We start from the raw sequence: 22,072 nt of genomic DNA, 5'->3' as shown, positions 1-22,072 counted from the left end.
GTCACGCCCCGGCCCCTTCATAGCATGACGATGCGTCGGAATTGGTCGTATCGAACAGCGGTATTGACTCCCTCGCACAGTATGCGCCATACACTGTGTGTCACACACTATGTGACGCAACAGGAGGGCGCGGCGTGAGCCTCGATCCCGAACTTTTCGAAAGCATGCGGCTGGAGTTGCGCCGCGGGTCGCTGGTGCTGGCGGTGCTCGCCTGCCTGCGGACCGAGCGGTACGGCTACACCCTGCGTCAGGCGCTGGCGGCGGACGGTCTGGAGATGGAGGAATCCACCCTCTACCCGCTGCTGCGCCGGCTGGAGAGCCAGGGCCTGCTGCAGAGCGAATGGCGCGAGGAGGAGAAGCGGAAGAAGCGCTTCTACGTCCTGTCGCCCGGGGGAGAGTCGATGCTCACCGCCCTGACTGACGAATGGCGGGGCATCAGCGCCTCGCTCGACAAGCTTCTTTGAACATCCGGGGACAAGGGGAAGTCTGATGGACCTGATTGATCGCTACCTGAACGCCGTCGCCGCGCAGCTGCCGCAGGACCAGCGGGCCGACATCGTCGCCGAGCTGCGCGACATGATCCTGAGCCGCTTCGAGGAGAAGGAGGAGGCGCTGGGCCGCCCCCTGACCGAGGCCGAGCAGGAGGAGATCCTGCGCGACATCGGCCATCCGCTGGTGGTCGCCGCCCGCTATGGCTCGGGCCCGCAGCATGTCGTCGGGCCGGAGCTCTATCCCTGGTGGATCTTCGGGGTGAAGGCGGGCCTGATCGTCATCGCCGCCATCGCCGTGCTGGGCGTGGTGGTGCGCGTGATCGTCGGCGATGTGGAAGCCGGTCGGGCCATCGGTCAGGCCTTCCACAGCGTGTTCACCAGCGCCATCACCCTGATCGGCTTCGCCACCCTGGGCGCCTTCATCATCGAGCGCCAGAAGGAGAAGCCGCGCTTCCTGCGGGAATGGCGGGTTCAGGATCTGGGCCTGTTCGAGTTCGGGGGAAACCTGAACGCCGAGGCGGTGTCGCGCGGCCTGAGAGAGGGGGACTGGAGCGGCAAGGCTGATGTCGCCAAGCCGGCCAAGGTCAAGGCGGGGGCGTCGCTGACCGTCCGCGCCCTGGGCAGCGCCGTGGGCTGGGGCGTGGTGCTGATGTGGTGGAGCGGCTGGCTGCCGCTGATGCATGTGTCGCCCCGCGATCTGGGCGGCGTGATCGACGGCGTCGACTACGGCCGAATCCTCGCCGAGACCCATGCCCTGCTGTACTGGCCCCTGATCGCCCTGCTGCTGGCCCGCATCGCCTTCGACCTGACCCGGGCGGCCCACAGCCGCGGCGTGCGCTTCACCGCCCTGGGCGACATCGGCTTTGGCGTGGCGGAGGCGACCCTGTTCGGCTGGCTCTGGCTCTACTCGCCCATGTCGCCGGTGGTGTTCGTGCCGAACCTGGAGGCCTTCGTCGAGCGGGTCCGGGCGATGTTCGAGACGGGCATCTGGCCGGTGCAGACCATCCTGATGCTGTGCGTGGCCTTCGGCGTCATCGTCGGCGTGTCCAAGGTTATCGGGGCGTTGGGCCGGTTGCTCACCGGTAAGGATCGCCGTCTCCCCGAAGCATCGAACTGAACCCTCGGGCGTTAGGCCCCGGCGGCGATCCGGCCGCCGGGGCTTTTCATTGATGGGGCAGGCGTGACGCTGCAGCAGGGGCTGGCTTTCGGGCTGGTGGGTTTGACCATTGTCGCCTTCATCTGGGGGCGGTTCCGCTATGACCTGATCGCGCTGGGCGCGCTGGTGCTGGGGCTGGCGATCGGGGTGATCCCCGCCGAGGCCGCCTTCGACGGCTTCCGCAATGATGTGACGGTGATCATCGCCGCGGCTCTGGTGGTCAGCGCCGCCTTCGCCCGGTCCGGCATTGTCGAGATGGCGCTGAAGCGGGTGCTGCCCCTGCTGAAGACCGAGCGCAGCCAGACGCCCGTCCTGACCGTCGCGGTGACCTTGCTGTCGATGGTGACCAAGAACGTCGGGGCGCTGGCCATCATGATGCCGGTGGCCCTGCAGGTCAGCCGCAAGACCGGTTCGTCCCCCTCGCGGCTGCTGATGCCGATGGCCTTCGGGGCGATGGCCGGCGGGATGGTGACCCTGGTCGGCACGGCGCCCAACATCATCGTGGCCGAGGTTCGTAACGACCTGCTGGGCCAGCCCTTCGGCATGTACGACTATGCACCGGTCGGTCTGGCGCTGACGGCGATGGCGCTGGTCTTTCTGGCGTTCGGCTACCGCCTGCTGCCGAAGGATCGCAAGGGCTCCGTCAGTCTGGGTGAGGCGCTGGCAGCGAACGGCTATGCGACCGAGGCGCGGGCGCCGGAGGGGTGGACCTCGCCCAATCCGACGATCAAGGGCCTGACCGCCATGGGGGACGGGGAGGTGCGCATCCTCGCCCTGATCCGGGGCCAGAAGCGCACGGCCAGTCCGCGCGGCAACCACAAGGTTCTGGTCGGCGACACCCTGCTGATCGAGGGCGGGCCCGAGGCGCTGGAAGGCTTCCTCGCCGCCAGCCGCCTGCAGCTGGTTCGCGAGGACCGGCCGGTGATGCTGGAGCAGCCGACCGACGAGGTGCAGGTCATCGAGGCGGTGATCGGCCGCAACTCGCCCCTGTCCGGCCAGTCGGTGCGGGCGGCGGACCTGTACGGCCAGTACGGCGTCAACCTGATCGGGGTGTCGCGCAGCGGCTATGAGCTGACGCAGAAGCTGCGCTCGGCGCGGCTGCAGGCGGGCGATGTGATCCTGCTGCAGGGCGGGGAGGCGGGCATGCCGACGGCGCTGAAGGCGCTGGACCTGCTGCCGCTGGCCGAGCGGGATGTGCGGCTGGGCAGCGTGCGCAAGCGGTTCCTGCCGGCGGTGGTGCTGGCCGTGGCCATGACGCTGGTGGGTTTCGGCGTCGTGCCGGTGTCCATCGCCTTCTTCGGCGCGGCGGTGGTGATCGTGGCGCTGGGCGGGCTGAAGATGCGTGAGGCCTATGCGGCGCTGGATGGCCCCCTGCTGATCCTGATCGCCGCCCTGATCCCGGTCTCGGACGCCATCCAGAAGACCGGCGGCGCCGACCTGATCGCGGCGGGGCTGAGCGGACTGTTCACCCACCTGCCGGGGGTGCTGGCGGTCGGCGGGCTGATGTTCGCGGCCATGGCGGTGACGCCCTTCCTGAACAACGCCGCGACGGTGCTGATCGTGGCCCCCATCGGGGCCAGTCTGGCGACCCAGCTGGGCTACAATCCCAACGCCTTCCTGATGGCGGTGGCGGTTGGCGCGGCCTGCGATTTCCTCACCCCCATCGGCCACCAGTGCAACACCCTGGTCATGGGGCCGGGCGGGTACCGCTTCGGGGATTACGCGAGGCTGGGGGCGCCGTTGAGTTTGCTGGTGCTGCTGGCCGGGCCGCCGCTGATCCTGCTGTTCTGGCCGCTGTAAGGGACGCGACCGGCCAGCGCGTCAGGCGGGAGGGTGCCGGGCCGAGCAGTCCTCAAGCAGTTCGCGGAGCCCTTCCTTGTTGGGCGAGGCTTCGATCTCGGCCGCGATGCGCTGGCTCTCGGGCGTGATCTGCTGAAGCCACGCCACCCCGCCGTTGGCCTGGACGATACGCAGCATCCGCGCGTTCATGTCATTCGCCAACGCCGTGTCCGAGGCCGTCGCCGCGCCGGCGCTGGCGAGGCTGAAGACGGTCATGCAGTGAACCGGATCGGCGCTGTTCCATTGGTCGGCCTTCTGACAGGCGGTCAGGGCTCCGGCGAGCACAAGCATGGTGACGGCGACGCGCATCTCATCTCCCTCAAAGCGGCTGGCTGATGCTGGTCCGGGGGAGTGAAGGTCGGGTTAGCGGACGTTCGATCCACCCTTCCTGAACCCGCGCAGCAAGGCCGTCGCCCCGGCGATCGACGCCAAGATCAGCATGGCAGACGGGACGTAGGTCGCCCACGATCGGCGCGGATCACCGAACGGATCTCCGTCGTCCGCCATCTTCGTCCCGACGGGGTCGAGCAACGCCACAAGCTCAAGGACGCCGACAAGCGCAGCAAACAGCAGCAGGAGGGCGGCGAGGATGGCTCTCACAATGGCTCCTTCTGGACGCGTTCATGGAACGTATCCCACACGGCGGCCTCCGTCATCACGCCCATGTCCGAAAACCGCGAGCGTTCTATCCTGCTCCGGCCTATCTTCCGCTCATGGAAAACCCCGCCGCACTCGATCAGGAGGCCTGCTATCGCGCCGTGCTGACGCGCGATGCGCGGTTTGACGGGCGGTTCTTCGGTTGTGTGAAGACGACGGGCATCTACTGCCGTCCGGTCTGTCCGGCGCGGACGCCCAAACGGGAGAACATGATCTTCGTCGCCTCGGCCGCGGCGGCAGAGGAGGCGGGGTTCCGCGCCTGCCTGCGTTGCCGCCCGGAGACGGCCCCCGACATGGGGGCCTGGCGCGGGACGTCGAATACCGTCAGCCGGGCCTTGGCCCTGATCGAGGCGGGGGCGCTCGACGAGGGGGATGTGGACGCGCTGGCCGGGCGGCTGGGGGTGGGCGAGCGGCATCTGCGTCGGCTGTTCCGTCAGCATCTGGGCGCCGCGCCCGTCAGCGTGGCCCAGACGCGGCGCGTGCTGCTGGCCAAGGCCCTGATCCACCAGACCGACCTGTCGATGGCGCAGGTGGCGCTGGCGTCCGGCTTCGGCAGCGTGCGGCGGTTCAACGAGACGTTTCAGGCCCTGTACGAGCGGCCGCCCTCGGCCCTGCGGCGACGGGGCGAGCGGGCGCACGAGGGCGGGGTTGTGCTGAGCCTGCCCTATGCGCCGCCCTATGACTGGGACGCCATGCTGGCGGCGCTGGCCGCGCGCGGCGATGCGATCGAGGGGCGGCGGTGGTCGCGCATCCTGGCCCGAGAGATCGACGGCGCCGAGGGTTCGGTGTGGGTCGAGCCGGCTGAGGAAGGCCGGGTCTCGGTCTGTGTCGAAACGACGGAGCTGAAGGCTGTGCCGGGCGTGCTGGCGCGGGTGCGGCGGGTGTTCGACCTGTCGGCGGACCCGGACGCCATCGCGAAGTACCTGTCGTCCGATCCGCTGCTGAAGCCGCTGCTGGCGGCGCGGCCGGGACTGAGGCTGCCGGGAGGCTGGATCGATGAAGGCGCCGAGCCGCCCAACGACCGGCTGAAGGATGATCGCCTGACCGCGCGCGCCGAGGACTGGCGTCCGTGGCGGGCCTATGGGGCGCTGCATCTGGCCGTGGCCGGGATCGACGCCGCCGAACGGATGGAGCGAGACGATGCCGAAGCGACCTGAAGCCGAGACTCTGACGCTGGACCGGGTGGCGACGCCTGTGGGCGAGGTGCTGCTGATCACCGGTCCGGAAGGGGCGGTGCGGGCGCTGGACTTCGTCGGCTATGAGGACCGGATGCACCGGCTGCTGGGGCGCCACAGCCCGGACGCGGCGCTGGTCGAGGGACGGGCGCCGGACGATGTGCGGGCGGCGGTGCAGGCCTATTTCGCCGGCGACCTGACAGCGCTGGACGGGCTGGCGGTGAAGACCGGCGGGACGGACTTCCAGAAGGCCGTCTGGGCGGCGCTGAGGGCGATCCCGGCGGGCGAGACGCGCACCTATGGCCAGCTTGCGACGGCCATTGGCTCGCCCAAGGCGGTGCGGGCGGCGGGGCTGGCGAACGGCCAGAACCCGATCGCGGTCATTGTGCCCTGCCACCGGGTGATCGGGGCGAACGGGACCCTGACCGGCTATGCGGGCGGACTGGAGCGCAAGCGCTGGCTGCTCGCGCATGAGAAGGCTGTATCGGGCGGCTGACCGTTCATCCATCCCTTGCATTCCTCCGGGATCGGCCTAGATTGTCCCTGCTTATGCTGAAAGTGAGCATAAGTCGGCGGACGGGTTCACAGACCGGCCGCCGTTATTCGGACCCATGATTTGCTCAGATCGAGCAAAAGGATGATTGGCGATGGCGGACGGCATGTTCGGACTGTCGAAGGAACTGGAGCGGGAGACCGCGCCGGTGTGGGACAAGGTCAAGGACCATGTGACCCCGCTGGAGTGGCCGGCCTATGCGGCCCTGATCAGCGAGATCAACGCGCTGAAGAAGGAGCGCGACGCGGTCATTCTGGCCCACAACTACATGACGCCGGAAATCTTCCACGGGGTCGGCGACTACGTCGGCGACAGCCTGGGCCTGGCCAAGGAGGCCGCCAAGTCGAAGGCGAAGGTGATCGTCCAGGCGGGCGTGCACTTCATGGCCGAGACCTCGAAGATCCTGAGCCCCGAGAAGACGGTGCTGATCCCCGACCTGCGCGCCGGTTGTTCGCTGGCCAGTTCGATCACGGGCGAGGACGTGCGGCTGATCAAGCAGCGCTACCCCGGCCTGCCGGTGGTGACCTATGTGAACACGACGGCCGACGTGAAGGCCGAGACGGACATCTGCTGCACCAGCGCCAATGCCGTGCAGATCGTCGAATGGGCGGCGAAGGAATGGGGTGTCGACAAGGTCATCCTGATCCCGGACGAATATCTGGCGCGCAATGTGGCGGCCCAGACCGACATCAAGATCGTCGCCTGGAAGGGCCACTGCGAGGTGCACAAGCGCTTCACGACGCAGGACATCGCCGACATGCGCGACGCCTGGCCGGACGCCGAGGTGCTGGCCCACCCGGAATGTCCGGAGGAAATCCTGCAGGCCGCCGACTTCGCCGGGTCGACCGCGGCGATGACCGACTATGTCGAGGCGCGCAAGCCAAAGCGGGTGGTGCTGATCACCGAATGCTCGATGGCCTCGAACATCAAGGGCGACGTGCCCGACGTGCAGTTCGTCGGCCCCTGCAACATGTGCCCGCACATGAAGCGGATCACGCTCGAGAACATCCGCGACTGCCTGCGCGACATGACGTTCGAGGTCACGGTGCCCGAGGAAATGGCCGAGCGCGCGCGAATGGCCGTGCAACGCATGATAGACCTGCCTCCGCCGCCGATTCCCGCGCGGTATGACCTGGTGAAGGCTAGGCATCACGTGGACGTGGAGCTGATCTGACGTGGTTCGAGTGTGGCGGGTTCCCTTTGGGTACATGATCCTGATCTGGCGCGCGAAGCAGCGCTGGCTCGCCTTCCGGCCGGTGCAGGATCTGCGCCGGGTCTATGAAATCCTGGCGCGCCGCGGCGTGCCGAAAAATCTGGTGCGTGAAGCGCTGACGCGGGCCAATCCCGCCGAGGCGAGGGCGCACAATCTGGACTGATCCCGCGATGCACTACGTCCCGCCCGTCCGCGCCGTCGCGACCGTTGACCGGAAGACCCTGCGGCTTCTCGCCGTACTGGCCTTGTGGCTGCGGTCGGAAAAGGCCACGTCGCGGCGATGAGTGACGCAAACACCCCCCGCCGGCCCGGTCCCTGGGATCCGAAGCCTGAAGAGACCGCCCGCGCCCCGGAGACCGTCAAGGCCCCTGCGCGGTCGCCGGGCGCCGCCCCGGCCAGCGGGCCGCTGGCCTCCACCTCGGCCCATCCGGTGGTGCAGGGCCAGAGCCCGGCCTGGGCCATCATCTCGACCCTGCTGCTGGGCGGGTTGATCTATCTGTGGATGCGCAGCTTCGAGATCGTGGCGGCGGTGCTGTTCGGCGTGCTGGTGCACGAGGTCGGCCACATGCTGGCGATGAACCGGTTGGGCATGGGCCCGGCGCGTATCTTCATCGTGCCCTTCTTCGGCGGGGCGGCGGTGGGCCAGCGCCCGGCGGCGAGCGAGTGGCACGGGGTGCTGGTGGCGCTGGCGGGGCCCGCCTTCGGCCTGCTGGCGGCGGCACCCTTCATGGCGCTGTACGCGGTGACCGATCAGCCGATCTGGCTGCTGTGCGTCATCGCCATCGCCTTCATCAACCTGATCAACCTGCTGCCCGCCCCCATGCTGGACGGCTCGCGGGCCATCGGTCCGGTGCTGGCCAAGATCCATCCCTTGGTCGAGAAGGCGGTCCTGCTGGTGATCGGCGTGCTGGCCATCCTGTGGGGCGTATCGACCGGCAGCTATCTGTTCGCCCTGTTCCTGGCCATTGCGGTGTTCAGCTATCTGAAGCGGGACGGCTGGCGTCCGGACACCCGTCCGCTGAGCTGGGGCGAGGCGGGCAAGTCGACGGGTCTGTACCTGCTGTCCATTCTCGGCTGTCTCGCCGTGGGTCTGGTCGCCGTCCTGCCGGGCGTGGACACCCTGGCCGCCGCGGCCGGGCAGGGCGCGGGCCTGCTGGGCATCAGCCGATGAACCGTATCCGTCATGACGGCCCCCTGATTATCGGCGGCGGTCTGGCCGGGCTGTCAGCCGCATTGGAGGGCGGGCCGCGCCCGACGCTGGTGGTGACGCCCGCGCCGCTGCTGCAGGCCTGTTCCTCCGCCTGGGCGCAGGGCGGGGTGGCGGCGGCCCTGTCGGGCGAGGATGACCCGGCGCTGCACGCCGAGGATACCGCCGCAGCCGGAGCCGGTCTGGTCGATGTGGAGGCCGCGCGGGCCCTGACCGCCGATGGTCGCCAGACCGTCGAATGGCTGGCGTCGATGGGCGCCCCGTTTGATCGCGCCGCCGACGGCGGTTTCGCCGTCAGTCTGGAAGCCGCTCACTCGAAGGCTCGGGTTGCTCGGGTCGGCGGCGACGGGGCGGGGCGGGCGATCCTGTCGGCGCTGGTCGCCTCGGTCCGCGCCGCGCCTCACATCGAGGTCTGGGAGAACGGACGCCTGCGCGCGCTGGTGCAGGACGCGACAGGCCGGGTGCGCGGGGCGGTGATGGAGCGGGACGGGCGACTGACCGAGGTGCTGGCCCCGGCGGTGGTGCTGGCGACCGGCGGCGCGGGCGGACTGTATGCGCGCACCACGACCCCGGCGGCCCTGCTGGGCGAGGGGATGGCGCTGGCGTATCTGGCGGGCGCGGACATCCTCGATCCCGAGTTCGTGCAGTTCCACCCGACCGCCATCGATGTGGGGCTGGATCCGATGCCGCTGGCCACAGAGGCCCTGCGCGGCGAGGGTTCGCGCCTGATCGACGCCGAGGGTCGCTTCCTGCTGGGCGAGGAGCCCGACGCCGACCTGAAGGCGCGCGACATCGTGGCCCGGGCGGTGCACAGCGCCCGCAGCGAGGGGCGCGGCGCCTATCTGGACGCCCGTACGGCGGTCGGCGCCCACTTCCCCGAAGAGTTTCCGGCGGTCTTCGCCGCCTGCATGCGCGCCGGTCTGGACCCGCGCGAGACGCCGATCCCCGTCGCGCCGGGCGCCCACTACCACATGGGCGGGATCGCCGCCGGGCTGGACGGACGGACCAGCCTGCCGGGCCTGTTCGCCGTGGGCGAATGCGCCGCGACGGGCGTGCACGGCGCCAACCGTCTGGCCTCCAACTCGCTGCTGGAGGCCGCGGCCTTCGGTCGTCGCGCGGGCCGCGCCGCCGCCGCCGAGACGGGCGGCGAGGGCGAGACGCTCAAGACGACGATCTTCCCCGATCTGGCCCGCGAGGCGCTGACCGCCCTGCGTGTGACGATGAGCGACAATGTCGGCGTGGTCCGCGACGCCGAGGGCCTGACCCGCGCCCTGGCGCTGATGGAGCGGCTGGAGCAGGAGGCGCGGGGCGCCTTGCCGCTTCTGGCCGCGCGCCTGATCGCCGGCGCTGCGCTGGACCGTCGCGAAAGCCGGGGCGGCCACTATCGATCCGACTATCCCGACACCGACGCCACGCCGCGCCATACCCGGCTGCGCCGCGATCCCGCCGTCTCCCTCGCCGCCGAGTAAGCGCTCATGTCCCACCCGACCCTGCCAGACCTGCTGATCGAGCCGGTGGTGCGACTGGCGCTGGCCGAGGATCTGGGCCGGGCCGGAGACGTGACGGCGAAGGCCTGCATCCCCGAAGGCGCGCGCATGCGGGCCGTGTTCGCCGCGCGCAAGCCGGGCGTGCTGGCGGGGATCGATTGCGTCAGGCTGGCGGTGCTGGCCATGGATCCGGACGCTTCGGTCGAGTTGAAGCTGCGCGACGGCGATCCGTTCGAGGTCGGCGCCGTCCTGGCCGAAGTCGAGGCCGACGCCCGCGCCTTCCTGTCGGCGGAGCGGACGGCGCTGAACCTGCTGGGCCGCCTGTGCGGCATCGCCACCCTGACCCGGGCCTATGTGGATGCGGTCGAAGGGACCGGCGCCCGGATCGCCGACACCCGCAAGACCACGCCGGGCCTGCGCGCGCTCGAGAAGCACGCCGTGCTGTGCGGCGGCGGTCTGAACCATCGCTTCGGGCTGGATGACGCCATCCTGATCAAGGACAACCATGTCGCCGTCTGCGGCGGGGTGGGCGAGGCGGTTCGCCGGGCGAAGGCTGCGGCAGGCCACCTGATGAAGGTCGAGGTCGAGGTCGACGGGCTGGATCAGCTGGACGAGGCGCTGGCCGAACGTCCCGACGTCATCATGCTGGACAATTTCAGCCTGGACGACCTGCGCACGGCGGTGTCGCGGGTGGCCGGGCGGGTGACGCTGGAGGCGTCAGGCGGGGTCAATCTGGAGACGGTCCGGGCGATCGCGGAGACCGGCGTGGACGTGATCTCGGTCGGCGCCCTGACCCATTCGGCGGCCTCGCTGGACATCGGCCTGGACGCCATCTGACGGCTTGGGGCCGAACGACGTTCCGGAACAGTCCCGGCGCGGGACGGTTGTTTCTTCACACGGAAGGAGACGATCGATGACCCACAGTCCGAAGATTCCGAAGGAACAACGCAGCTTCGCCAACCGTGGCGGCACGCCGATGGACGACGCCATGCAGGCGGATCGCCGCGACCTCGCCACCGGGGCGCAGTCGGGTCAGCCGGGCGACGCCGACGTCAATCTGGATACCCAGGGCCGTTTCGGAAACCTGCGTCAGAACATGACGACGCAGTGGAAGACCCAGCAGCGCTGATGGATCAGGCGGCCGGAGCCTCGGTCGGGTGCGGGATGGCCACGGGCGCCGGAGCCGCCGCGGGAGCCGTGCGGGCGGGCGTGTTGCGAACCGGCGCGGGAGCGACCGGCGCATCGCTGACGACCGACAGATACGGCACGGGGCCGGTGGTTTCGGTTTCCAGATTGGCCTGAACGATCCGCGGCGCGTCCGCGTCGGACGAGCGGCGGGCGGCATAGGTGAAGGCGCTGCTGGAGCCCGACCGGCCGCCGAAGCGATAGAACAGGTGATCGCCGACCTGGGTCACGCGGATCAGGCTGTTTCGCCACTGCGGCGCGACAGCGGTCGTGTGGAAGTGGGTGGCGTTGCCGACCTGGCCGTAGACCGAGCCGGACAGGGCTGCCGAAGCGATGTCGCGGGCCCGATCCCAGGCGGCGCGATTCACGCCGCCGCGCATCGAGCCGTTGCAGGTGAAGCTGAACTGGCAGCCGGTGCTGCGACCGGCGCCCTGGAAGACCACGCCGCAGACGCTCTTGGGGAAGGCCGGGTGGCGGACGCGGTTCAGGACCACTTGGGCCACGGCGCGCATGCCGTCACGACCTTCGCCGCGGGCTTCATAATAGGCCGCCTGGGTCAGGCATTCGAGGTCTCGGGACTGTTCCAGCGCGCCACTCATGCGGAAGGGGCGGGCGGCGACGGTGGCCGCGTTGCTGGCCTGACGCAGGCCGGTGACCTGCGCGCCGCGAAGCTGCTCGAGGCGGGCGGTCAGGAGTTCGGTCTGGCGGTCGCGCTGGCTCGGGCCGGCGACAGTGAAGGGGTCGTGACGCCGGGCGATGGCCAGCGCGCTTTCGTCCAGTCCGCCGGCGGCGGCGATCAGGGCTTCCTCGGTGAAGCCCGCGGAGGTCGCGGATTCGATGCGTTGGGCCCGATCCTGAACAGCCGACGCCTTGGCCGCGGCGCCGCCCAGATAGGCGCCGCCGACTGCCAGTCCCACCAGAGCGCCGAACGCCGCCGCCGCCGTGCCGGGCCGGATACGGGCCACACGATCAACGGGCGATTTCACACGCGTCTGCGAGGAATTAGGCAAAGGCTCAGTCCTGTTCGGCAGGGCGCAGTGCCGCCCCCGGGTAGTCTTGCCGTCGGGCGATCCGGGATCGCGGTCCGACTGCAGCAGTTCCGATGTTCGGCGAACGGCCGGGCTTCGGAGGACGCGCCTTAAGCCAGCCGTTTGTGGCGCCAATGTGGTTGATTCGCAAGAATTGTGTGCGCCGCAACATAAGGTGTTAATCGCTGTGTATGCGCGTAAAGCCTTGTCCGATATGGAAGTGCAGGCGATCAGTTGATCATCGCTCTACTGTATTGAACGTCATGGGGTCTTCGTCACAATCCGGATGCCCGCCTTGCCCATGTCTTCGCGGGCGCGTTAGTCTAGTTTCAGCGCGGTCGCTTTCCTGAAAGGTAACTGGAGGGTGTGCGCGGGAACCCCACGGCCACGCTGACGTTTGATGCTCCGAACAGGAGACAAGAACATGCGCCGTATTTCCACCGTCCTCGCCGTCGCCGCCCTCGCTCTGGGAGCCGCGGCCTGCGGAACCACAACTGAACAGAAGGCCGCCACGGGCGCGGTCGCCGGCGCTGTCGTCGGCGGTCCGGTCGGCGCGGCGGTCGGCGGCGCCGCGGGCGCGGCCGTGGGTCACGCCGAGCGCCCGAACTGACACACTTGCGGCGGGGCGTGCATCGACGCGCCCTGCAAACCTTGCTTTCTGACCCTATATGGGGTTAGCGGACCCGCCCGGGGCTGAGCCTTGCTCGCCCCGGCGTACGCGCATCTGACAATCGATCAAGGATACGACGACCCCTCGCATGAGAGATCTGAAACAAACCGGCTTCAACGACCGCATCTCCGCCCAGAAGGACGCCAAGGCCGCCCTTCTCGCCAAGTTCAAGCCGAAGGCCGCGGCCCCGGACCCCGAATTCGACAAGCTCGCCGAAAAGCGCGCCGCCGAGAAGGAAGCCCAGCGCCAGCAGCACGAACTGGCCAAGGCCGAGCAGCGTCGCGAAAAGGCTGAGAAGGAAGCGGCGCGTATGGCCGCCGAACAGGCTGCGCAGGACGAGGTGGACGCCGCCAAGCGCGCCGCCCGCAAGGAGCGCAAGCAGCTCACCAAGGAAGAACAGAAGGCCGCCCGTGACGCCCGTTACGCGGCCCGCAAGGCGCGCCAGCGCTGATCTGACGACGCATATCCGCGACCGCCTTTCGTGCGGTCGCGGGCGTCACTCCGCTCCGGCGGGAACCTGTCCCAGAATTTCGGCCAGTTGCTCGCCCGAGTAGGGTTTGCGCAGGAAGGGCCATGGGGCGTCCGAAAGCGCCTCGTCCACATCCTCGCCGGCATAGCCCGAGGTCAGGACGATCCGCATGTCCGGCCAGTCCCGCGCGCACTGCCGCGCCAGTTCGATACCGGTCATGCCGCCGGGCATCACCACGTCGCTCAGCATCAGGTCAAAGCTTTCGGCCTTCAGCATCTCCAGCGCGCGCGGCGCGCTGTCGGCGGTGGCCACGTCCATGCCCATCGCCGTCAGCAGGTCCAGAGCGATGGCGGCGACCCCGGCGTCATCCTCGACCAGCAGGATCCGGCGCGCCGCCACCTTGGGATAGGGAGAGGTTTCGCGGGTCGCGGTCTCGACGTCCTCCGTCCGGTCCAGCGGCGGCAGGTAGAGGCGAATTTCCGTGCCCCGGCCCAGTGTCGAGGCGACGCGCACGCCGCCGCCCGACTGACGTGCGAAGCCATAGACCTGGCTGAGCCCCAGTCCGGTGCCCTTGCCGATGGCCTTGGTGGTGAAGAAGGGCTCGAACACCCGGGTCAGCACCTCGGGATCAATCCCCGACCCGTTGTCCGCGACGGTGACGCAGACGTAGTCGCCCGCGGCCAGTTCATGCACCTCGCCGGCCTGCACGGAGCAGGACAGCGTCTGGACGGTGATGCGACCGCCCTTGTCGCCCATGGCGTCACGGGCGTTGACGACGAGGTTCAGCAGGGCGGCCTCGAACTGGGACGGGTCCACGTGCACCCGGGCGCCGCCCCGCCGCAGCTTGAGCCGGAACTCGACCGCCTCGCCCACCGCGCGGCGCAGCAGGGGCTCGCTCTCGCGGATCAGGCCGTTGAGGTCCAGCGCCTCGGGGCGCAGGGCCTGACGGCGCGAGAAGGCCAGAAGCTGGTGGGTCAGGCCCTCGCCCCGACGTGCGGCGGCCAGAGCGGCCTCGCCCAGCTTCTTCTGGCGCGCCCTGTCGTCCGGCGAGCGCAGCATCATGTCCAGAGCGCCGATCACCACGGTCAGCAGGTTGTTGAAGTCGTGGGCGACGCCGCCGGTCAGGCGACCGACCGCCTCCATCCGCTGGGCGTGCATCAGGTCGGCCTCGGCCTTGGCCTTCTCGGCCATGGCCTCGCTGACGCGCTCCTCCAGAAGTTCGTTGATCCGCTTCAGGTCATCCTCGGCCTGACGCGCCTCGGTGACGTCGATGTTGGCGCCGACATAGCCCTGGAACTGACCATCGCCGTCGAAGCGGGGAATGCCTTCGCAGCGCAGCCAGCGACGGCCCAGCTGGGGGTGCATGACCTCCATGATCGCCTCGAACCGGTCGCGCTGCTCCAGCGCGGCGAGGAAGCCGGAATAGAAGGACTCCAGCCCGTTGGCGCTCATGATCCCGCGCCAGCTTTCGTGCAGGTCGGCGTCCTTCCGGACCCCGAAGAAGGTGCGGTAGCGCCTGTTGCCGAAGATGACCTGACCGGCCTCATCGGTCATCCACATATGGGCCGGGGCGCTGTCGGCGACCGTGCGGAACCGGGTCTCGGATTCCATCAGCCGGGCCTGCGCCTCGCGGATGTCCGTCACGTCGAAGGCCACGCCGACGAAGCCGATCACCTCGTCGTCGGCGTCGAGACGGGGGCGCGAGAAGGATTTCAGCCAGCGATGCTCGCCGTCATGGCGCAGGTAGCGGGCCTCCATCGAGAAGGGCTGGCCGGTGGCCTCGCCGGCGATGGAGTCGTGGATGATCCGTTCATGGTCGTCGACGTGAATGACATCCCGCCAGTCCGCCAGCCGGGCGTCGTCGTAGGAGCCGCCGTTGAAGGCGACATAGGCCTCATTGACGAACTCGCGCACCCGGTCGCGGCCCGTGACCCAGATCAGCACCGGCGCGGTGTCGGCGATGGCGCGGAAGCGCTCCTCGCTCTCGCGCACGGCCCCCTCGGCGCGGGCGCGCTCGATCTCGGTCCAGGTGCGGCCGGCCACCTCCTGCAGCAGCTCGGTCTCGGCGTCGGTCCACTCCCGCACGTCGGCGTCGTGGGCATAGAGGAAGGCGCGCAGGCGGCCGCCGCGGATCACCGGCGCGCGCATCAGGGCGCGGGTCTCCAGCCGCTCGAACACCTCAAGCGCGTCGCGGGTGCGAGGATCCTTGCGGACGTCGGCGATGCGGATCAGCCGCCCCTCCGCCAGGTCCTTGATCAGATCGGCGCCGAGGTCGGACAGGGCGAACTGGCCCTGGGCGCTGACGACGCCGGCGGTCCAGTCGCGGCTCATGGACACCAGGCCCCGGGCCTGATCGACCTCGCCATAGCCTACGCGATCCGCGCCGAACTCGGCCCCCAGCGACCGCTCGACCTCCGCCATGATGTCGTCGGGCGTGGTCAGGTCGCGCACACGGTCGGTCAGGCCCAGCAGGAAGCTCTGGCGCCGCTCCTGCGCCTCCAGGGCGTCGATGGCGGTGCGGGTGTCGGTGCTGTCGAACGACATGCCGACATAGCCCAGGAAGGCGCCGTCCGCGTCGAAGCGGGGGTTCACCGCCACCCGCATCCAGCGCCAGCTGCCGTCAAAGCGCCTGAAGCGGGCCTCGAAGCCGTAGGGGCGATGCTCGGGCCGCGCGACCTCCATTACCGCCTCGACCTCGGCGACGTCATCGGGGTGCAGGGTCCGGCGCCAGGTCGCGCCCATGACCCGTTCGGCCGGCTGTCCATAGAAGTCGACCAGCGCCGTGTTGACGAACTCGACCTCGGCGTTGGCGTTGGTCATCCAGACCGGGGAGGGCGCCGTGTCGGCCATCAGGCGGAAGCGGGTCTCGCTTTCCCGCAGCGCGGCCTCGGCGGCCTTGGCGGCGGTGATGTCCACCACCACGCCGATGAAGCCGATCAGGGCGCCGGCCGGGTCGGTCAGGGCGCGCAGGCTGGTCAGGGCCCAGACGATGGAGCCGTCAGGGCGGATGTAGCGCTTCTCGATCCGTCCTTCTCCGCCGTTGCGGGCGGCCTCCAGCGCGCGACGGGTGATGGCGACATCCTCGGGGTGGGTGACGTCGCCGGTGGTGATGCCGATTATCTGCTCCGGCGTCAGGCCCAGGATTTCGGCGAAGCGGGCGTTGGCGCTGATGATCTGGCCCTCAAGGCCGACGCGGGCGATCCCGGCCGACGCCTGTTCGACCATGGCGCGCAGTTCCTGCGTCGTCTCGCCGACGCGGGTGTCGGAGGTGCGCAGGCGCTGGACGGTGTCATCAAGGTTGCGCAGGGTCGAACGCAGCGAGGCGGCCAGAACGGTGCCGAACACCCCCACCACGATGAAGGCGCCGACGCCCACGGTCATCAGGTTGAAATTGCCCTGCAGCAGGCCTTCGAACTGCTGGCTGATGAACAGGGCGCCGAATATGCTCAGAATGATGGCGGCGTAGCCGGCGATCTGCCCGCCCCACAGCGCGGCGATCAGTACGGCGGGGATCAGCACGGTCAGGCCGGTGACGCTGCCGAACAGGGGCTGGAGCGCCAGTCGCAGCAGCAGGCCTATGGTGGCGCAGATCAGCCCCGTCAGGACGGCCTGAGCGGGCCGACCCGGCTGGGCGAGCGCGAGCTGTCTGAAGAACCGGTCCGCCCCCAAGGTGCGATCAACCCCCTGATCACGCTTTCTCTGGCGTGTCTGACTGCAACGCTATCCCGATAAAGGCGTTCCCGAACGCCGCATATATCCGTTCGTATGGTCAAGCTTTCCGTATGGCGGGCTTGGCCGTGGGCCTTGCGGCGCCTAACTGTATGCCTGCACGCGCTTCTATTCAGGACACCCAAATGACCGTGACCATCGACACCGGACTCAGCAAGACCGAACGCAACGACGTCGCCGAGGAGCTGACCAAGGTTCTGGCGGACAGCTTCGCCGTCTATCTGAAGACCCACGGCTATCACTGGAACGTCCGCGGGCCCGAGTTCTTCAGCTTCCACAACCTGCTCGAGCAGCAGTACCGCGACATCTGGACCGCGCTGGACGAGATCGCCGAGCGCATTCGCGCCCTGGGCGTTCTGGCCCCGCAGAGCTTCTCGGGCTTCGGCAACCTGACCTCGATCAAGGATGGCGATCCGGAGAAGGAGGCGATCCCGATGCTCAAGGAGCTGCTGGCCGATCACGACACCCTGATCGCCACCGCCCGCAAGGCCTTCGAGGTCGCGGACGCCGCCGGCGACGAGGCTTCCGCCGACCTGCTGACCCAGCGTCTGGCCGCCCACGAGAAGTTCGCCTGGATGCTGCGCTCGACCCTCGGCGGTCGCTAGGATTTGATAGAACGGCGCTTTTCGGTCAGAAAAGCGCCCCTGTTCGGGGGCATGGGTTTTGCTCCGGCCCCCGGACCGGACGCCTTGGAGACGGAAGCTGGATCAGCAGACCTGGACGTCAGTGATGAAGGGAGCGCGCCGGTTCGCCACCGCCGCGCCCGTCGTGCTGGCCGTCTTCGGGGTCGCCATGACCGCCTCCTCCACCACCCGTCCCGAGATCGACCAGCGCGTGGACAATGTCCGCCGGCTGACGGGCGGCGACCTGTCGGACAAGGGGCTGGCGGCCATCGTGGCGGGCATGACCCCGTCGCAGGTGTCGCTGGCTCGTCGACTGGATCCCTCGTCGCGCCTGCCCGAGATCTACGGCCTGACGCCGGGGTGGGAGAGCCTGTCGCTGGTCGGCAAGCCGACCCTCGGCTTCGGCGAGGCGGGCATGGACGCCCTGCGCCTCAACGCCGCCACGCCCAACGTCTCCAACCTGCTTCGCCCGGCCCGTCCGTTCGCCTTCCGCCCGGCCTCGGCCGAGGATCGTCGCCGGGCGATGCGCTGTCTGACGCAGGCCATCTATTACGAAGCCGCGCTGGAGCCGACCGAAGGGCAGGAAGCCGTCGCCCAGGTGATCTTGAACCGCGTGCGCGATCCCAACTACGCCAACAGCGTCTGCGGCGTGGTGTTCGAAGGCGCCGAGCGGGTGACCGGCTGCCAGTTCAGCTTCACCTGTGACGGCGCCCTGTCGCAGGCCCCGGTCAACTGGGCCTGGGAGCGGGCCCGCAAGGTGGCCGAGAAGGCGCTTTCCGGCCATGTGTCGCAACAGGTGGGGACGGCGACCCACTACCACGCCGACTATGTCCATCCCTGGTGGGCGCCGACGCTGAACAAGCTGACCCAGATCGGGGCGCACATCTTCTATCGCTGGAAGGGCGTCTACGGCGAAACCGCCGCCTTCCGGCAGGCCTATTCGGGCCGCGAGCCCCTGATCGACGAGGCGCGCTTCGCCCGTCCGCGCATTCAGTTGCCCAAGGCCGTCACCCTGGCCGAGGCCGATGCGGCGCTCGCCGCGGCGGCGGCTTCGGGACAGAGCGCCACCCGCACGGTCCAGATCGACGGCCAGACCCGCACGGTCGGGGTGGTGTCGCTGGGCGGTCGTCGTCAGGCGACGGCGGCGGACATCAGCAGCATCAACCAGCGTCTGGCGGCCTTCGAGGCTCCGGCGGCTCCCGCCCCTGCGCCGGCCACGCCCGCCCCGGCTGTTTCGGGCGTGACCCCGATGGCGGTCGAGGAAGTCGGCCGGCCGGGATCCTGACCCGGTTTCCCGCAATCGGCGCCCGTTGTGTTGCAACGCCCCGCGCCCCTCTGCATTAAAGTCGCACCAGAGGCGCACGGCGCCGCTTGAGGCCCCCGCGTGCGAGACAACAGGACAGGACTGACCAGCGCGGCCGAGCGCGAACGGATCGCGGCCCTTCGCGCCTACGGCGTCCTGCATACCCCGCCCGAGACCGAATACGACGAGATCGTCAGCCTGGCCGCCCGGCTGTGCGAGACCCCCATCGCCCTGATCAGCCTGGTCGCCGAGGACGAGCAGTGGTTCAAGGCCCGGGTCGGCCTGGACGCCTGTGCAACCGGCCGCGATGTCTCCTTCTGCGACCACGCCATGCGCGGCGACGGCATCATGGTGGTGCCGGATGCGACGCTGGACCCGCGGTTCGCCGACAATGCCCTGGTCACCGGTCCGCCGCACATCCGGTTCTATGCGGGGGCTCCTCTGGTCAGTCCCGAGGGGCAGCCGCTGGGCTCGCTGTGCGTGATCGACAGCCGTCCGCGTCCGCAGGGGCTGACCGACCTGCAGGCCCACGCCCTGACCGTTCTGGCCGGGCAGGTCGTCGCCCGGATGGAGCTGCGTCGCCTGTCGCTGAAGGACGCCGCCCTTATCCGCTCCGGCAATCAGCAGATCGCCGAGCATGAGGCGCGCGCGCTCAGCCGTGATGCGGCCGACGCCATGCGAGATGCGCATGATGTCGAACTGGCCGGCATCGCGCGTGAACTGGAGATCAGCGAGGCCAAGTTCCGGGCCATCGCGGACTCCCTGCCGCAGATGGTGTGGTCGGCGCTGCCTGACGGGTTCCACGACTACTACAATGCCCGCTGGTACGAGTTCACGGGCGTCCCCGCGGGATCGACCGACGGGGAAGCCTGGAACGACATGTTCCACCCGGACGACCAGAAGCGGGCTTGGACGGATTGGCGTCACTCGCTGGCGACCGGCGAGGTCTATGAAATCGAGTACCGGCTGCGTCACCGCTCCGGCGTCTATCGCTGGACCCTGGGTCGCGCCGTGCCCATCCGCGATGAAGCCGGAAAGATTTCCCGCTGGTTCGGCACCTGCACCGACATCGACGACCTGAAGCGGATGGAGCAGGCCAAGGAGCTGCTGAGCCAGGAACTGAGCCACCGCATCAAGAACATCTTCGCGGTGGTGTCGGCCCTGATCGCCCTGTCGGCGCGCCAGTTTCCGGAGGCCAAGGCGTTTGCGGCGGCGGTGCGGACGCGGATCAACGCCCTGGCCCGGGCGCATGAGTTCGTGCGGCCGCATACCGAGACCTCGCGCCCGCTGTTGGGAACGACGACCCTGCACGCCTTCCTGAACGACCTATTCCGACCCTACACCGATGCGGCCGGGACGGCCCGGATCCGGCTGACCGGGGATGACGCGACCTTTGATGATCAGGCGGCGACATCCGTGGCCCTGCTGTTCCACGAACTGGCGACCAACGCCGCCAGATACGGCGCCCTGTCGGTCGATGGCGGCCATGTCGATATGGAAACCCGCAACGAGGGCGACCGCTTCATCCTGATCTGGCGGGAGAAGGGCGGGCCGGCCGTGGAAGGCCCGCCCCAGCGCAGCGGATTCGGCTCCTCGCTGGCGACCCTGTCGGTCGAGGGACAACTGGGCGGGCGGCTGGAACGAAATTGGGACGCGACCGGTTTGAGCGTGGTCGCGGACCTGCCCGCAACCGCCCTGTCCAGACGCCGGGCGGCGCTGGGTGTCTGATAACCGACATTGGCGCGAAACCTGCAAGCCTCTTGCGCGTTCCGTGTGCGCGCTTCACACGCATGTTGAATAAAAAGAACTATCTCTCTGCCTGTCGCCATGACTGCCCGTATTCTGATCATCGAAGACGAAGCCCTTGTCGCCATGGAGCTTCGATTTGTGCTTGAGGACCTCGGCCACGAGGTCGTGGGCGTGGCCGCCGATGCCCGGACGGCCCGCAATCTGGTGCGCGAGACCGAGGTCGATCTGGCGCTGGTGGATATTCACCTCTCCGACGGCCCGACCGGCATCGAACTGGGGCGCGAGCTGGCGCAGGAAATGGGCGTCACCGTCCTGTTCATGACGGCCAACCCCGGCATGGTCCGCAACGGCGTGGCCGGCACGATCGGCGTCCTGACCAAGCCGGCGGACGAGCGCGCCGTCCAGAAGGCCGTCGACTATGCCCTGCGTCGCCGGGTGGGCGAACCGGTCGATCAGGCCCCGGTCGAACTGCAACTGTTCGGCTGACAAAGCCGTGAGGCGGCGGTTGCGGTCCCGCTGAACGGCCCCAGATTCAAGGCTCCCCGAAATGCAGGAGCCTCCCCATGCAGAAACGTCCCCTTGGCCGCAGTGGTCTTCAAACCGCGCCGCTGGTGTTCGGCGGCAATGTCTTCGGCTGGACCGTGGACAGGGACCGCTCCTTCGCCCTGCTGGACGCCTTCGTGGATGCCGGCTTCAACGCCATCGACACCGCCGACGTCTATTCGCGCTGGGCGGATGGCAATCAGGGCGGCGAGAGCGAGATCATCATCGGCGAATGGCTGAAGGCGCGCGGCAAGCGTGACGATGTCCTGATCCTGACCAAGGTCGGCTCGCCGATGGGGCAGCATCCGGATGATCGCACGGACCTGTCTGCGGCGTGGATCGAACGGGCGGTCGAGGACAGCCTGCGCCGCCTCCAGACCGATGTGATCGACCTGTACCAGTCGCACTGGCCCGATCCGAACACCCCGCAGGAAGAGACCCTGCGGGCCTATGATCGGCTGGTTCAGGCCGGAAAGGTGCGGGCCATCGGGGTGTCGAACCACACCGCCGAGGCGACCTCGGAGGCGCTGGCGATCTCGGCGCGCGAAGACCTGCCGCGCTACGAGACCCTGCAGCCGCACTACAACCTCTACAGCCGCAAGACCTTCGAGGGGCCGCTGCAGGATCTGGCGGTCGAACAGGGGCTGGGGGTGATCACCTACTACAGCCTGGAGAGCGGCTTCCTGACCGGCAAATACCGCACGGCGGACGAGGCGGCGGCGACCACCCGCGGCGCCGGGCTGAAGGACCGGTTTGACGAGCGCGGCATGCGCATTCTGGCCACCCTGCGCGGCGTGGCCGAGCGCAATGAGGCGACCCCGGCCCAGGTCTCGCTGGCCTGGCTGTTGACCCGCCCGGCGGTGGCCGCGCCGATCGTCAGCGCGACCTCGCTGGAGCAGCTGTCGGACATCCTGAAGGCGGCCGAGCTGTCGCTTTCGGCGGAGGATGTGGCGGAGCTGACGGAGGCGTCGGAGGACTGATCCTCCAATGGATCG

General features: G+C 69.1%; 22 protein-coding genes. 18 read left to right on the top strand and 4 right to left on the bottom strand.

From position 1 onward, the window contains the following. Window positions 1-134: 134 nt before the first annotated feature. The 3 genes from ACFQQC_RS09260 to ACFQQC_RS09250 all read left to right on the top strand — a co-directional run bounded on the left by ACFQQC_RS09260 (window position 135) and on the right by ACFQQC_RS09250 (window position 3,447). Window positions 135-464: a PadR family transcriptional regulator gene (locus ACFQQC_RS09260; RefSeq protein ID WP_376861866.1), complete on the top strand. Its 330-nt coding sequence runs from the start codon at window positions 135-137 to the stop codon at window positions 462-464. 25 nt (window positions 465-489) lie between these two features. After that, window positions 490-1,608 carry a hypothetical protein gene (locus ACFQQC_RS09255; protein ID WP_376861865.1) on the top strand — a complete coding sequence of 373 codons (1,119 nt, stop codon included), beginning with the start codon at window positions 490-492 and terminating at the stop codon, window positions 1,606-1,608. A gap of 63 nt (window positions 1,609-1,671) precedes the next feature. Next, window positions 1,672-3,447: an SLC13 family permease gene (locus ACFQQC_RS09250; protein WP_376861863.1), complete on the top strand. Its 1,776-nt coding sequence runs from the start codon at window positions 1,672-1,674 to the stop codon at window positions 3,445-3,447. Window positions 3,448-3,468: 21 nt separating this feature from the next. Here ACFQQC_RS09250 and ACFQQC_RS09245 read toward each other — a convergent pair whose 3' ends face one another. Then, on the bottom strand, window positions 3,469-3,795 hold the full coding sequence (locus ACFQQC_RS09245) for a hypothetical protein (RefSeq protein ID WP_376861861.1): 327 nt from the start codon (window positions 3,793-3,795) through the stop codon (window positions 3,469-3,471). Window positions 3,796-3,849: 54 nt separating this feature from the next. After that, the gene (locus ACFQQC_RS09240) at window positions 3,850-4,086 is read right to left on the bottom strand and encodes a hypothetical protein (RefSeq protein ID WP_376861859.1); all 237 of its coding nucleotides are present in this window, start codon (window positions 4,084-4,086) and stop codon (window positions 3,850-3,852) included. A 113-nt stretch (window positions 4,087-4,199) separates the two neighbouring features. Between ACFQQC_RS09240 and ACFQQC_RS09235 the strand changes: the two genes are divergently transcribed. The 8 genes from ACFQQC_RS09235 (at window position 4,200) to ACFQQC_RS09200 (ending at window position 10,907) form a co-directional block, all read left to right on the top strand. Beyond that, complete coding sequence (locus ACFQQC_RS09235; RefSeq protein WP_376861858.1) at window positions 4,200-5,300, top strand: bifunctional transcriptional activator/DNA repair enzyme AdaA; 1,101 nt, start codon at window positions 4,200-4,202, stop codon at window positions 5,298-5,300. Further along, complete coding sequence (locus ACFQQC_RS09230; protein WP_376861856.1) at window positions 5,284-5,814, top strand: methylated-DNA--[protein]-cysteine S-methyltransferase; 531 nt, start codon at window positions 5,284-5,286, stop codon at window positions 5,812-5,814. The genes ACFQQC_RS09235 and ACFQQC_RS09230 overlap by 17 nt, the downstream gene beginning before the upstream one ends. A 151-nt stretch (window positions 5,815-5,965) precedes the next feature. Continuing rightward, the gene (gene nadA, locus ACFQQC_RS09225) at window positions 5,966-7,045 is read left to right on the top strand and encodes a quinolinate synthase NadA (RefSeq protein ID WP_376861854.1); all 1,080 of its coding nucleotides are present in this window, start codon (window positions 5,966-5,968) and stop codon (window positions 7,043-7,045) included. 34 nt (window positions 7,046-7,079) lie between these two features. Then, a complete protein-coding gene (locus ACFQQC_RS09220; protein ID WP_376861852.1) occupies window positions 7,080-7,247 on the top strand; it encodes a hypothetical protein in 168 nt (55 codons plus the stop codon). 117 nt (window positions 7,248-7,364) lie between these two features. Further along, a complete protein-coding gene (locus ACFQQC_RS09215; RefSeq protein ID WP_376861850.1) occupies window positions 7,365-8,255 on the top strand; it encodes a metalloprotease in 891 nt (296 codons plus the stop codon). Beyond that, window positions 8,252-9,760, top strand: a complete 1,509-nt coding sequence (locus ACFQQC_RS09210; RefSeq protein WP_376861848.1) for an L-aspartate oxidase — start codon at window positions 8,252-8,254, stop codon at window positions 9,758-9,760. Before ACFQQC_RS09215 ends, ACFQQC_RS09210 begins: the two co-directional genes overlap by 4 nt. Window positions 9,761-9,766: 6 nt before the next feature. Then, window positions 9,767-10,615 (top strand): carboxylating nicotinate-nucleotide diphosphorylase, encoded by an 849-nt coding sequence (gene nadC, locus ACFQQC_RS09205; protein ID WP_376861846.1) that lies wholly within the window; start codon window positions 9,767-9,769, stop codon window positions 10,613-10,615. A 76-nt stretch (window positions 10,616-10,691) separates the two neighbouring features. Further along, on the top strand, window positions 10,692-10,907 hold the full coding sequence (locus ACFQQC_RS09200) for a hypothetical protein (protein WP_376861844.1): 216 nt from the start codon (window positions 10,692-10,694) through the stop codon (window positions 10,905-10,907). Window positions 10,908-10,911: 4 nt separating this feature from the next. Here ACFQQC_RS09200 and ACFQQC_RS09195 read toward each other — a convergent pair whose 3' ends face one another. Continuing rightward, window positions 10,912-11,949 (bottom strand): cell wall hydrolase, encoded by a 1,038-nt coding sequence (locus ACFQQC_RS09195; protein ID WP_376861842.1) that lies wholly within the window; start codon window positions 11,947-11,949, stop codon window positions 10,912-10,914. A 466-nt stretch (window positions 11,950-12,415) separates the two neighbouring features. Here ACFQQC_RS09195 and ACFQQC_RS09190 point away from each other — a divergent pair, with 466 nt between their 5' ends. Together ACFQQC_RS09190 and ACFQQC_RS09185 are read left to right on the top strand one after the other, a co-directional pair. Continuing rightward, window positions 12,416-12,601: a hypothetical protein gene (locus ACFQQC_RS09190; RefSeq protein WP_376861840.1), complete on the top strand. Its 186-nt coding sequence runs from the start codon at window positions 12,416-12,418 to the stop codon at window positions 12,599-12,601. Window positions 12,602-12,749: 148 nt separating this feature from the next. Continuing rightward, window positions 12,750-13,112 carry a DUF6481 family protein gene (locus ACFQQC_RS09185; RefSeq protein WP_376861838.1) on the top strand — a complete coding sequence of 121 codons (363 nt, stop codon included), beginning with the start codon at window positions 12,750-12,752 and terminating at the stop codon, window positions 13,110-13,112. 45 nt (window positions 13,113-13,157) lie between these two features. Here the strand turns inward: ACFQQC_RS09185 and ACFQQC_RS09180 are convergent, their stop codons facing one another. After that, window positions 13,158-16,799: a PAS domain S-box protein gene (locus tag ACFQQC_RS09180; protein ID WP_376861836.1), complete on the bottom strand. Its 3,642-nt coding sequence runs from the start codon at window positions 16,797-16,799 to the stop codon at window positions 13,158-13,160. A gap of 185 nt (window positions 16,800-16,984) precedes the next feature. On the opposite strand from ACFQQC_RS09180, the gene ACFQQC_RS09175 reads away from it, so the two are divergent. The 5 genes from ACFQQC_RS09175 (at window position 16,985) to ACFQQC_RS09155 (ending at window position 22,057) form a co-directional block, all read left to right on the top strand. Beyond that, window positions 16,985-17,464 (top strand): Dps family protein, encoded by a 480-nt coding sequence (locus tag ACFQQC_RS09175; protein WP_376861834.1) that lies wholly within the window; start codon window positions 16,985-16,987, stop codon window positions 17,462-17,464. 124 nt (window positions 17,465-17,588) lie between these two features. Next, the gene (locus tag ACFQQC_RS09170) at window positions 17,589-18,767 is read left to right on the top strand and encodes a cell wall hydrolase (protein WP_376861832.1); all 1,179 of its coding nucleotides are present in this window, start codon (window positions 17,589-17,591) and stop codon (window positions 18,765-18,767) included. A 99-nt stretch (window positions 18,768-18,866) separates the two neighbouring features. Then, window positions 18,867-20,513 carry a PAS domain-containing protein gene (locus ACFQQC_RS09165; protein WP_376861830.1) on the top strand — a complete coding sequence of 549 codons (1,647 nt, stop codon included), beginning with the start codon at window positions 18,867-18,869 and terminating at the stop codon, window positions 20,511-20,513. A 99-nt stretch (window positions 20,514-20,612) separates the two neighbouring features. Continuing rightward, window positions 20,613-21,020 carry a response regulator gene (locus ACFQQC_RS09160; RefSeq protein ID WP_376861828.1) on the top strand — a complete coding sequence of 136 codons (408 nt, stop codon included), beginning with the start codon at window positions 20,613-20,615 and terminating at the stop codon, window positions 21,018-21,020. 77 nt (window positions 21,021-21,097) lie between these two features. Next, entirely contained in the window at window positions 21,098-22,057 is a 960-nt protein-coding gene (locus tag ACFQQC_RS09155; RefSeq protein WP_376861826.1) for an aldo/keto reductase, read from the top strand. Window positions 22,058-22,072: the final 15 nt, after the last annotated feature.

It is taken from the genome of Brevundimonas sp. GCM10030266 (genome assembly GCF_042666595.1).
GTDB lineage: Bacteria > Pseudomonadota > Alphaproteobacteria > Caulobacterales > Caulobacteraceae > Brevundimonas.
The sequence above is the reverse complement of the archived record's forward strand: the minus strand, read 5'-3'. Positions and strand labels throughout refer to the sequence as shown.